This is a genomic window from Robertkochia solimangrovi, assembly GCF_007279655.1.
Taxonomy (GTDB): Bacteria; Bacteroidota; Bacteroidia; order Flavobacteriales; family Flavobacteriaceae; genus Robertkochia; species Robertkochia solimangrovi.
Genome location: NZ_QKWN01000001.1, coordinates 489443 through 501818, shown reverse-complemented (window position 1 = coordinate 501818; position 12376 = coordinate 489443). Strand labels below are relative to the sequence as shown.

10 protein-coding genes are annotated in these 12376 nt (G+C 39.9%); 8 read left to right on the top strand and 2 right to left on the bottom strand.

Going from position 1 to position 12376, the window contains the following annotated elements; translation table 11 throughout:
* The first annotated feature begins 421 nt into the window (after positions 1-421).
* The 6 genes from DMZ48_RS18480 to DMZ48_RS02100 all read left to right on the top strand — a co-directional run bounded on the left by DMZ48_RS18480 (position 422) and on the right by DMZ48_RS02100 (position 6250).
* Positions 422-583, top strand: a complete 162-nt coding sequence (locus DMZ48_RS18480) for a hypothetical protein (RefSeq protein WP_162558647.1) — start codon at positions 422-424, stop codon at positions 581-583.
* Positions 584-1154: 571 nt separating this feature from the next.
* Complete coding sequence (locus tag DMZ48_RS02120; RefSeq protein ID WP_162558646.1) at positions 1155-2741, top strand: tetratricopeptide repeat-containing sensor histidine kinase; 1587 nt, start codon at positions 1155-1157, stop codon at positions 2739-2741.
* Positions 2704-3369, top strand: a complete 666-nt coding sequence (locus DMZ48_RS02115) for a response regulator (protein WP_143953446.1) — start codon at positions 2704-2706, stop codon at positions 3367-3369. Before DMZ48_RS02120 ends, DMZ48_RS02115 begins: the two co-directional genes overlap by 38 nt.
* 756 nt (positions 3370-4125) lie before the next feature.
* A complete protein-coding gene (locus tag DMZ48_RS02110) occupies positions 4126-4356 on the top strand; it encodes a helix-turn-helix domain-containing protein (RefSeq protein WP_242009079.1) in 231 nt (76 codons plus the stop codon).
* Between the two features lie 295 nt (positions 4357-4651).
* Positions 4652-5044, top strand: coding sequence for a 30S ribosome-binding factor RbfA (gene rbfA / locus DMZ48_RS02105; RefSeq protein ID WP_143953444.1), 393 nt, complete (start codon positions 4652-4654; stop codon positions 5042-5044).
* Between the two features lie 3 nt (positions 5045-5047).
* On the top strand, positions 5048-6250 hold the full coding sequence (locus tag DMZ48_RS02100; RefSeq protein WP_143953443.1) for an ABC transporter permease: 1203 nt from the start codon (positions 5048-5050) through the stop codon (positions 6248-6250).
* 101 nt (positions 6251-6351) lie between these two features.
* On the opposite strand, the gene lepA is transcribed toward DMZ48_RS02100, so the two are convergent.
* Entirely contained in the window at positions 6352-8148 is a 1797-nt protein-coding gene (gene lepA / locus DMZ48_RS02095; protein ID WP_143953442.1) for a translation elongation factor 4, read from the bottom strand.
* Positions 8149-8330: 182 nt separating this feature from the next.
* Between lepA and DMZ48_RS02090 the strand changes: the two genes are divergently transcribed.
* Both DMZ48_RS02090 and dusB read left to right on the top strand, forming a co-directional pair.
* Positions 8331-10745, top strand: coding sequence for an outer membrane beta-barrel protein (locus tag DMZ48_RS02090; RefSeq protein WP_143953441.1), 2415 nt, complete (start codon positions 8331-8333; stop codon positions 10743-10745).
* 72 nt (positions 10746-10817) lie between these two features.
* A complete protein-coding gene (dusB, locus tag DMZ48_RS02085; RefSeq protein ID WP_143953819.1) occupies positions 10818-11810 on the top strand; it encodes a tRNA dihydrouridine synthase DusB in 993 nt (330 codons plus the stop codon).
* Between the two features lie 5 nt (positions 11811-11815).
* Here dusB and DMZ48_RS02080 read toward each other — a convergent pair whose 3' ends face one another.
* Positions 11816-12367 (bottom strand): hypothetical protein, encoded by a 552-nt coding sequence (locus DMZ48_RS02080; protein WP_143953440.1) that lies wholly within the window; start codon positions 12365-12367, stop codon positions 11816-11818.
* Positions 12368-12376: the final 9 nt, after the last annotated feature.

Genomic DNA, 12376 nt, shown 5'->3' with positions numbered 1-12376 from the left:
AAGAAAGACTTTATCGTCATGATGCGGGAGTGAATTTACTATTCACTCCCGCATTTTTTTTACCCGTATACCATCAGGGTAGATTATTAGGCATTCACGTTCAGTGTATACTTTTTTTATACTTCTTGAATACTTCTATCCTGAAACGAGAATCTAAATTGCAGTATCTCTTTCAGTAAGTTTTAAAAGTTTTTCTGAATTCTGAAAGGAAGAATCAAAGTCATAGGCAGTAGAAAAAGTGTTGAATGCTGGCGGTGAACATAACTCGCTTAATTCAAACATAAAACCGGAGCCGCTTTGAATCTGATCTTAAACGCCTTCCCTGACCAGGTGTTCGATGACTCAGATCTTAAGGAAGACACTTTTTCTCACTATGGCCGATCACTTTAGCTTTTGTAACATAACCATTAAATCTTTTATTATGAAAACAATCACCATGATCACTTCAGCATTAATAACCCTCTTAGTGATGAGTTCCTGCACACATCCGGAAATGAATGCTCAAGAAGATATTTTATCAAACATTCAGGCAACCGGGGATGATAGTAGTGTACGAATCGACAATGACAGAGATGATGAATAAACAGTTTTGGTGTATGATTTGATTTAAATAAAGCCTTTATGCTACATTGTTAAAGGCTTTTATTACATTAGTACTCTATCGTAATATGCCCAACTCTGTTTGCCATTCATACTATTTAATTATTCTTCTATTTATAATAGTCAGTTGTGATAACAATAATTTTACTGAAAAATTCATTTCAAAAAATCATCATGCAAAAATTATTCAATTAATTTCTGATTCTAAATACGATAGTCTGAATCTATTAGAAAAGCATCAAAAGCTATTTTTAGCATACACACTTTTAACAAAATATCCTCCAGATTCATTTAAATCTAAATACCTCGAAATTCTAACATACAATGCTTATCTAACAAAAGATAGCTTATTATTCAAGCAAGCAATTAAGGGGGCCTCGACAACAGCTACTAAAATTTATGATTCATTAACTCTGGCTAAATCACATTGGAATTATGGAGCTTACTATTTAGATCTTAATATATACGATAGTTCTTATTACCATTATAGAAAGGCGCATACCATTTTTAAAAATATAAATCATAAATACTATGAAGCCAAAATGAGCTACAATATGGCAATAATTTTGAGTCGTCAATTTGATTATATGAAGGCAGAAATATTGCTATTCAAAGCCATTAAAATATTTGAGACAAAATCCAAAGAACAACAATTGTATTATTGTTATAATCTTTTAGGGGTTATATATCTAGAATTAGAAGAATTTCAAAAATCCCTGAATTATCATAAAAAAGCACAAAAATACATTGACAATAAGTTCAATAATTCTAAATTAAAAATTTACAACTACAATAATATTGGTTTACTATATCAGAAACTCGGTGATCATGAGAATGCCCTGACCTATTTTAATCATGCATTGAATGTGGATAATCAGCAGCGTGCGGATTCCGCGCTTTATGCACGTTTACTGGACAACCGGGCCTATTCCAGAATGCATATTTCTAACTCCGGTCTTTATCACGAAGATCAGCTAAAAGCACTGGAAATACGCAAACGTATAGCTAACCTACCCGGAATCATCATGAGTCAGCTACATCTGGCCGAACATTATTTAAAATGTAAGGATACGGGTACTGCCGTTCAGTATGCCCGAAAAAGCTATGCGCTTGCCAATTCCATTTCACTTAATCGCGAGATATTGGATGCAGCGGCTTTCCTGGCCAAACATGATTCCCGGAACAGACAGCAATACCTTGAAAGATTTATTTCGTTAACCACAGAATTAAAGGCACAGGAAAGAAATACCCGGAATAAATTCACCCGAATCCGATTTGAAACAGATCGATATATCGAAGAGAACCGGATGTTGAGTTATGGAATGTTTGGAACGGTAGCGAGCAGCGCAATCATTCTGATCGTTCTAGGCCTCCTCTACCTGTTATTTCGTCAACGATCAAGAAACCGGGTATTGGCACTTGAATCGGATCGTCAACAGGCCAATGAACAGATATATCGCATGACCACTGAACTCCAGGAAAGATTACAACAAGGCAGGAATCAGGAACGGAAGAGAATCTCAGAGGTGATGCATGATAGTATTCTCGGTGATCTTTTTGCGCTACGTTTACATTGGGGATTTCTGAATTTTACCGGTTCTGAGGAAGATGCCAGTACCCACAATCTATATCTGATCGAATTACAACGAATCGAAAATGATATTCGTGAACTCTCCCATGATCTCGAACATTTGCAGACGGAATATCCACTGGAATTCGAACATATTGTGGAACGTCTGATCAAAAAAAGAAGTGCTGTCGGACTTTTCAATTATATACTGGAGATCGATGAAAGGATAGATTGGAACCTACCAGATAACCTGATTAAACTGAATTTGTATCGAATTCTTGGAGAAGCCTTACAAAACGTAATCAAACATGCCGACGCGGCTAACGTTGAAGTACATTTTAAAATGATGAATAAAATGTTGGAAATGAAGATTTCGGATAATGGTAAAGGGATGTCTATGAAAAGTGAAAAAGGTATAGGATTAAAGAATATCCGAAACCGGGTCAGACGTCTGAAAGGAAACCTGCAATTGAAATCAAAAGAAAATTTCGGCACCACACTTATAATCACGATACCTTTAAAAAACTACCAATATGAAAAAGTCCCCTTTCAGAATATTGTTGATAGATGATCATCCACTCATCACGGAGGCCTATCGCTATGCTGTTGAAACTACAGAAATATTCCCAAAAGACACGCTGCAATTCGACAGCGCCCATGATATAGCTACTGCCGTTCATTTTATGAATTCCTATATGTATAATTTGATCTTTCTGGATATTCAGTTACCACCACTACCTGAAGAAAAGCTATACTCCGGAGAGGATCTCGGTTTAAGGATTCGCAAAGCACATCCGGAAACGAAAATAATGATGATCACCACCTATAATGATCATTACAGAATTCAGAATATTATCAAGCAGGTCGATCCTGACGGATTCATAGTCAAGAACGATTTGAGTGCAGAGGAACTACGAAATGGCATTAAAAAAGTGCTTACATCACCTCCCTTCTATAGCCATCGGGTGTTACATTCGTTCCGAAAATTCTTTTCCAACGACTTCATCATTGACAAACCCGATCGTCAACTCCTTTTTTATCTGGACCAGGGTGCCACCTTGGGCGAAATATCATCACTCCTTTCACTATCCAGAGCCGCGATTGTAAAACGAAAGCAACGACTGATCGATATCTTCGATACAGCCAAGGGTGATGACAGACAGCTTTTACAGGCAGCCCGTGAAAAAGGCTTTATATAATCTGCTTTCAGGTAAAGACCTGCGGCATTCCAACATTGCTGAAATAACCGCAGGGTAGACAGGTTAGGGCCAGTCCAATACGGAAACGGATAAAAACACCAGACACAAATAAAGGATGAACAGTACTACAGCGATGAGTTTATCCCTGTTGCTTTTTCTCATTTCCTGTAAACTTTCAATTTTTCTATAGCATAAAATTCTTTATAACAATAGGGTATATGATATAACATCACCGTTAAAAAAATGGCATCTGAACTGAAATTCATCGGTTATTAATTATTAGCTGGTTTAAATAATTATTATATTTATATAATTGTTTTTCAAAGACTTATAAAATTTTCTATTGCATTTTAGGTTAGATTACCTTCATAAAAAGGCATAGCAAAACCCGGCTCCACAATCGCGACTTTGCAGAGAAATATTTTTCATGCCATACCACGCTAAATCAAATTAACAACGATAAACTTAATTCACTACACCTGTTAACCTACCCCGCAACTTTATTGTGGAATACTTATGGCTACATTTTGAATTTTCAGCTCCGTGCAGTGCCCGGGTTCACTACCGGAATTACATATCGGTCAGAAATTCCGTTTGTAGAATTTTTCTGTAAATAAATACAGATAAAACAGGCGTATTACATGAATTAGCTTCGCTTTTATATGTAATCCGCTTACAAATATAGAAAATAATTTTAATCAACACATATATGTGTTGATGTTTTTTTCAAAATATCACAACTTTTATAGTATGGAAATGGACGGGTTAGATAAGTTGTATGTGACCATCGGTGATAAGATCAAAAAACTTAGAACTGAGGAAGGTATCTCCCAACTGGATTTGGGAAACTGGGTCGGAAAATCCGCCAATCAGATCGGTCGTATCGAAAGAGCTGAAGGCAATCCGACCGTAAAAACTCTCTACGCCATCGCCCAGCACTACAAGATCGATATATGCGAATTCTTCAAACCCGAAGAAAACGAATAATTCCACCGATATTTAATAAGTCAATCTAATTATTCTTAACAGCTACCATTAGCGAGCTTCATTTTTGACCAGAGACAATGAATGACAAGAAATGCTGAGCTAGCGAAGCCAAAAAAACTGAGCCCGCTCCCCTTTCTCGGGAAACACTCCGGCTTCGCCGAAGGTCCGTGGCCGGGCCTGCTTACGGTGGGCAGAATCGTAACTTCCCCAAGCGTCAGCATACCAAAATATTGTAACCCTTTCCCAATTAATCCATAATTCTTAATTCTTAATCTTTAATCAGTACTTTTGTACCATGGAAACACAAAGACAGAAGAAAATCGCAGGTGTCTTACAGAAAGATCTGGCCGAGATACTGCAAAGAGCGGCTAAGGATGGTGGAATGACAGGAACGCTGATCTCTGTCACAAAAGTTAATGTGACCACCGACCTTTCGATCGCAAAAGTTTATGTAAGCATTTTTCCACATGACAACGGAAAGGAATTGCTGGAGGGTATGCGCTCCAATCAGCCTCTTATTAAGCATCAGCTTGCATTGCGTACTAAGAATCAACTGAGAAGAGTTCCCGAATTGGAATTCCATATTGACGATTCCCTGGAATATATCGACCGTATCGAGAATTCCCTCAAAGGCAATGACAATCCTATTCAAAACCCGGATCTCCTCGATAAAAGAAAGAAGTCGTAAGCATTGAATATTGCCCTGTACATAGCTAAGCGATACCTGGTATCCAAAAGCAGCCAGAATGCCGTCAATATCATTAACCTGGTTACTTTTCTCGTTATTGTTATTGGGGCTGCTGCCTTATTCATTGTACTTTCTGCTTTTGCCGGACTTAAAACCTTTAGTCTGTCTTTTTCCAACACCTTTGATCCCGATCTAAAAGCCGTTACTACCGAAGGCAAATATTTTACTTTCGACGAAAACACGGCAGAACAGATAAAAGCAATTGAAGGTATTGCTTATTATTCCACAGAAATTGAGGAAAGGATCTTTCTAACTCACAACCAAAAGAATCATGTTGCATGGGTAAAAGCCGTTGATGAAAATTACCCTCTGGTGACCGATACCGACAGTATCCTTTACTTCGGTTCCTGGATGGATAAGGATCCGTATCAGGTGGTTACAGGAATTGGAGTCGCGAACCTGTTAGGACTCGGAATCAACGACTACCGCAGTCCGCTCAAAATCCTCGCTCCGAAACCGGGGACCGGCGGGATCACCTCTCAGAAAAAGCCTTATAACGAATTATCCGTAACAGTTTCCGGCGTCTATGCCGTAAATGAGGATCTTGATAAGAAATACGTCTTTGCCAAACTGGCTACCATTCAGCCGCTATTGGAAAAAGACAGCACCCAGATCACCGGCATCAATTTTAAGCTCAAACAGGGTATTGTTCCTGAATCATTGATTCCGGAAATAAGCAAATTATTACCCGATACAGTAGCATTGAAAACCCGAGCACAATTGAATGATGCACTCTATAAGATGCTAAATACTGAGAATCTGGCTATCTATCTCATCTTTACACTGGTACTTATCATTGCTTTATTCAATGTGGTAGGAGCCATCATTATGATGGTTCTGGACAAAAAGGCCAATCTCAAAACCCTTTTCAGTCTGGGAGTACCTGTTAGGCAACTCCGCCGTATCTACTTCCTTCAGGGCCTTCTCGTCTCTTCCGTCGGGGGTATTATCGGTATTGTACTCGCTGGAATACTGGTATGGACACAAACCACATTTGCCTGGATCAAACTGACACCCTCACTCCCTTATCCGGTAGAATTCAGTGTTTTTAACGTGTTCATCGTTTTTACCACTATCTTTATTCTTGGTTTTTTCGCTGCAAAGATCGCTTCCTCAAGGATCAATGCTAAGTTGATCCAGTTATAATAGCATTTAACCGCATAAAAAATGCTCCCCTGTATTTTCAAAAATACGGAAGAGCATTGATTTTATAATGAACAGAACAGTACTGTTTCTATACTATCGTATTAGTCATTGAGTTTTAATACAGCCATAAATGCCTGTTGCGGAATCTCCACATTACCCACCTGACGCATACGCTTTTTACCCTTTTTCTGCTTTTCAAGAAGCTTTCTCTTACGGGAAATATCACCTCCGTAACATTTGGCGGTTACGTCTTTTCGGAGTGCCTTTATCGTTTCTCTGGAAATGATCTTCGCACCGATAGCTGCCTGAATAGGAATATCGAACTGCTGTCTTGGGATCAGTTCTCTGAGCTTTTCACACATTTTCTTTCCGATCGTGTATGCATTATCGGCATGGATCAAAGCAGAAAGCGCATCAACAGAGTTACCATTGATAAGTACATCTACCTTAACAAGTTTTGATTCCCTCAATCCTATCGGCGAATAATCAAAGGAAGCATACCCCTTGGACACCGTCTTAAGTCGGTCATAAAAATCGAATACGATCTCAGCCAGTGGCATATCGAAAGTGAGTTCCACTCTTTCAGGAGTAAGATACGTTTGATTGGTGATCACACCGCGCTTCTCAATACAAAGTGACATTACCGCCCCGATGAAGTCAGATTGCGTGATGATGGTAGCTTTGATATAAGGCTCTTCTACCCTGTCGAGTTTCGAAGGTTCCGGAAGATCGGAAGGGTTATTAACAATGATCAGCGTATCCGGCTCCTTTTTGGAAAAAGCATGATAACTAACGTTAGGTACCGTAGTGATCACCGTCATGTCAAATTCACGTTCCAAACGTTCCTGTATGATCTCCAGGTGTAACATTCCAAGGAATCCACAACGGAATCCAAATCCGAGTGCTGCTGAACTTTCCGGTGTATAGACCAGTGAAGCATCGTTGAGCTGTAATTTATCCATCGCTCCGCGAAGCTCCTCATAATCTTCCGTATCTACCGGATAGATTCCGGCGAAGACCATCGGTTTAACATTTTCGAATCCTTCGATCATACGAGTTGTAGGATTCGCAGCATCGGTGATCGTATCCCCTACTTTCACTTCACGTGCTTCTTTAATCCCGGTGATCAGATAACCCACATCTCCTGTCTTGATAACCTCCTTCGGATGCTGAACAAGTTTTAAAGTTCCTACCTCATCTGCGAAGTAGGTCTTCTTCGTCGCCATGAATTTGATCTTCTGACCCTTTCTGATCTCACCGTTCATCACACGGAAATAAGTTTCTACACCGCGAAATGGATTATAAACAGAATCGAAGATCAGTGCCTGCAGCGGTTCATCAGGTTCCCCTTTTGGCGGTGGTACCCTCTCAATAATTGCTGAAAGGATCTCCTCAATTCCAATTCCGGTCTTTGCACTTGCAGGGATCACATCTGAAGGATCGCAACCTAAAAGGTCTACGATATCATCTGTCACTTCTTCAGGATTTGCAGAAGGCAGATCAACCTTGTTCAACACAGGAATGATCTCCAGATCATTTTCCAGGGCTAAATATAGGTTTGATATTGTTTGGGCCTGAATACTCTGAGCAGCATCAACTACCAGTAGTGCACCTTCACAGGCCGCTATGGATCGTGATACTTCATACGAGAAATCCACGTGACCGGGTGTATCGATCAGGTTTAATATGTAGTGTTCCCCCTTATATTCATATTCCATTTGGATCGCGTGGCTCTTAATGGTGATACCACGTTCTCTCTCAAGGTCCATATTGTCGAGCAACTGGTCTTGTTTCTCACGCTCGGTAACCGAACCCGTAAAGTCCAATAGCCTGTCGGCTAATGTACTCTTTCCGTGGTCGATATGCGCGATGATACAAAAGTTTCTAATGTGCTTCATAGCAATTTCTAAACATCATATTGGTTTGCAAATATAAGTTATTTTAATACGTGCAGGCACCAATTAAATCGGTTTCGCCAATCTATTCGTATTCATGATGATAGGGGTTTTTTTAACGGAACACTTTGTTATCGTAAATAAATAATTATTTTTAACGAAAATACCTAAGCTAACCATCTTTAATGAATCATCGTTGCCCTGCGTTTACTTATCTGCTGCTGCTGTTTACGATTATGCTCAGTGCCCAGGAATATAAGCTTTCAGGTACCGTCCTGAACGAAGCTGATAATCCTTTGCCCTTCGTAAACCTTCTGCTCACCGATAGATCCGCAGGTACCATAATCATGGGGGTTAGTTCCGAAGAGAATGGAAATTTTCTGTTCGATGGGATCACTGCTGGAAAGTATGTTTTAAAAGTGAGTTATATGGGATATCAGGATCTGGATATGGATATAGATCTTGATAAGGACTTTCACCTGTCTTCCCTTTACTTAAAGCAAGCTACGATGGAACTCGATGAAGTAAGCGTATCTTACCGACAACCGAGTCTTGAGAAGAAAGCAGACCGAATAATCTTTAAAGTAGAGAATTCTACTTTATCCGGCTTGAACGCCTATGATATCCTGAAACGTACCCCCGGGGTTCTGATCATCGACGGGAAATTTCAGGTACGTGGATCTGTACCTACTATCTATCTGAACGGAAACCGTGTTTACATCAGTAATGATGAATTACAAGACTTGCTGCAAGGCTATTCCGGAGCTAATATTAAAGAAATAGAAGTTATTACAAATCCTTCTTCCCGCTATGATGCTGAAGGAGGTATCGTATTGAACATCGTCACCAGCGCCAATATTTCAATAGGTTATAAAGGATCTGTGAATGCAGGTATGAAAAATGCAGTTTTTCCTAAATATAACTTTGGAACCCAGCATTTTTATAAAACGAAAAATCTTAACCTTTTCGCCAGTTACCAGTATAATCCTCAAAAGGAATATAAGCACGACCTTTCCTATATCAATTTTGCAGATCCATCTATTCCTTCAGAAGATTGGAATACCGATTTCACCAGGGTAACGCGTTCTTATGCACATAATATTCATACCATAGCAGATATCGATCTGTCAGAGTCGAGTAAATTGAGCTTTATCGCCAATCTGCAGCTATCTCCCGGAACCACTTATGAAAATGATGCCATTACAAGAATTTATAACGATGCCAATGATCTGAACTCGTACTTTACGACCGATAGTTATCTGGAAAGAGACCGAAATAATTATAATTTCGGTGCAGAGTTCAGCACCGCACTGAATGATAAGGGTGGTACCTGGGAAACTTCCCTTAATTACGTGTACTACACCCATGAACAGACGCAGGATATGTTGACCCTTTATTTTGACAGCAATGATGACCCTGTACAGGAAAATCTTTTCTACACCGATGCCTGGCAACAAAACAACATCGTGATCGCTCAGTCTGACATATCCACTTCTGTTGGGGAAATTTCTGCTGAAGCCGGAGGTAAATTCTCTTCCATTAACAGCGACAGTACAATGGACTTCGGTGGACCTGCAGTGCCGGATGGTGCTTTTGACGACGATTTTAATTATGATGAGAACATCTATGCCGCATATATGAGCGGTACAAAGGGCTGGGAATCCTGGTCGTTACGACTGGGGATAAGAGGAGAATATACCGATGTTAAGGCAAACTCTCTCACCTTGGGTGAGATAAACACTCAGGAATATTTTGAAATTTTTCCTGACCTGAGTCTTGAATATACCCTTTCTCCGAAACATGTGTTGGTACTCAATTACGATCGCTCCATAGAACGGCCAAGATACCGCAGTCTGAATCCATTTCGTTACTACATGAATGAATCTCAGTTCAAAGTTGGAAACCCCTATCTGACGCGATCCATACAGAACAAGATTGCGTTAGATTATACCTATGCTGACCAATATTTTTTCAGCGCCTATTATACCCATCGAAAAAACCCGCTTCAAAGCCTGATATTCCAGCGAAATATTGAACATATCGCATATACTGCGGAGATCAATATCAAAAGTGATATACAGTATAGCCTCGACTTTCAGCATTATCGAAGTTTAACCGACTGGTGGTTCTTTGTAACTTATATGTCCGGATTCTATCTTGAAAATGAATTTCAGGCACTTGAAAGCGAACCAGAACTGGCAACAAACTCCACTTTTGGTTACTATGGTGAAATAACCAATATACTTACTTTAAGCAAAGATCAAACATTCACGGGTAATGTCGGGCTCGTATATCTTTCAGACTATATAGAAGGTTCCTATTACTTCCAAAACCAGTTCTCTATGAACATTTCACTGAGCAAATCGTTCTGGAATAAAAGAGCCCAATTAAATCTGGATTTCAATGATATCTTCAATACGTATAACGTAATGTATCGAACAGATTACTACAACCAGCAAAACGGATACATCGCTAAACCGGAGAGCAGAACTGTTTTTGTTGGATTCCGCTATAATTTCGGAAATTTCAGACTGGAAGATAACCAGAGAGAAAAGGAAATCAAGGAATTGGAGCGACTTCGTGCAGGGGATTCCAATTAAGGATTTCTTAAAATTCATGCCATTTCGTTATTTCCGTTATCTTTGCACCGCAAAACCCTAAAATTGAGAGATTTGGTAAAGATCGGCGACATAGAACTGAATGATTTCCCATTATTACTTGCTCCTATGGAGGATGTTAGTGATCCACCTTTCAGAGCATTATGCAAGGAACAGGGTGCAGATGTGGTATATACGGAATTTATCTCTTCAGAAGGTTTGATCCGTGATGCTGCAAAAAGTGTACAAAAACTGGACATCTATGAAAAGGAGCGTCCGGTTGGTATTCAGATCTTCGGTGCGGAACTAGACAGTATGTTACAGGCCGTCGATATCGTCGAACAATCAAATCCGGATATCATCGATATCAATTTCGGTTGTCCCGTTAAAAAAGTGGTTTGCAAAAATGCAGGCGCCGGTATCCTTCGTGATATTCCGCTGATGGTGAAATTAACCGAAGAGATGGTTAAACGCACAAAACTTCCCGTTACTGTTAAAACAAGGTTGGGTTGGGATTCAGACTCCATAAAGATCGTTGAAGTTGCTGAGCGGCTTCAGGACGTCGGTATCAAAGCTATCTCAATTCATGGCAGAACTCGGGTTCAAATGTATAAGGGAGAAGCAGACTGGGCTCCTATTGCAGCGGTTAAGAACAATCCCCGTATGAACATCCCGGTATTTGGAAATGGTGACGTTGACACCCCGGAAGCCGCTGTAAAAATGCGTGATGAGTTTGGGCTTGACGGCGCAATGATCGGAAGAGCAAGTATCGGATATCCCTGGTTCTTTAAAGAGGTTAAACACTATTTCAAGACCGGAGAGCATCTGGCTCCCCCAACTATTGAAGAACGTGTTAATGCCGCAAGACGTCATCTGGAAATGGCTATCGACTGGAAGGGTGAAAAACTTGGAGTATTTGAAACAAGACGACACTACACCAATTATTTTAAGGGGATTCCACATTTTAAGGACCACCGAACGAAAATGGTAACCAGTGATGATGCCGTTGATGTTTTTGCCGCTTTCGATGAAGTACTCGAAAAATTCTCTGACTACGTATTCTATTAGAATTTCTATCCGTTTACCACGGCTTTTAGGACTCCGGTATTGTTGATCTTCAGATCATAATAACGGATCTCCTCCAAAATTGGATTTTTGAAAGCAACCTTTACATTCAGCCAGGAAGCTGTGCTGTTCAACTGATCGATGCTGACTTCACTTAAAATCGCATTTGTCCAGTACTCCTCTTGGTACTCTTTCCGGAAGAAATCCGATACGATCTTTCTGTCAAGAATGGTTCTGTTATTGAAGAGTACTTTTAAATCCAGTTCATATTTACGATAGCAAAGAAAGTCGAGCATTCCGTTTTTATTGTAGTAGAACTTTATGGCAGGATCTTCTTGTTCATACACATCCGTTCTCACTCTGAATTTATTGGTCAGTACCGTATCCGTGATCGATCTGATCCGATCTTCAGGTTCGTACTTCGCCTCTCCCTCAGCCATTCTCTTCAACAAAGCCTTTTCTCTGCTCATTTCCGATCTGGAATAGATACGGTCTTCAGGATTCGCAAGCAGAATGATCAAACCGGCTAAAACCAATGTGCCCAATACGAGTCTTTTCATGATGGTATT

What these genes read in the sequence shown, in the direction of transcription:
- lepA (WP_143953442.1), bottom strand. Translation starts at nt 8,148, where the DNA reads ATGAAGCACATTAGAAACTTTTGTATCATCGCGCATATCGACCACGGA.
- rbfA (WP_143953444.1), top strand. Translation starts at nt 4,652, where the DNA reads ATGGAAACACAAAGACAGAAGAAAATCGCAGGTGTCTTACAGAAAGAT.
- DMZ48_RS02115 (WP_143953446.1), top strand. Translation starts at nt 2,704, where the DNA reads ATGAAAAAGTCCCCTTTCAGAATATTGTTGATAGATGATCATCCACTC.
- DMZ48_RS02080 (WP_143953440.1), bottom strand. Translation starts at nt 12,367, where the DNA reads ATGAAAAGACTCGTATTGGGCACATTGGTTTTAGCCGGTTTGATCATT.
- DMZ48_RS02120 (WP_162558646.1), top strand. Translation starts at nt 1,155, where the DNA reads ATGGCAATAATTTTGAGTCGTCAATTTGATTATATGAAGGCAGAAATA.
- DMZ48_RS18480 (WP_162558647.1), top strand. Translation starts at nt 422, where the DNA reads ATGAAAACAATCACCATGATCACTTCAGCATTAATAACCCTCTTAGTG.
- DMZ48_RS02090 (WP_143953441.1), top strand. Translation starts at nt 8,331, where the DNA reads ATGAATCATCGTTGCCCTGCGTTTACTTATCTGCTGCTGCTGTTTACG.
- DMZ48_RS02110 (WP_242009079.1), top strand. Translation starts at nt 4,126, where the DNA reads ATGGACGGGTTAGATAAGTTGTATGTGACCATCGGTGATAAGATCAAA.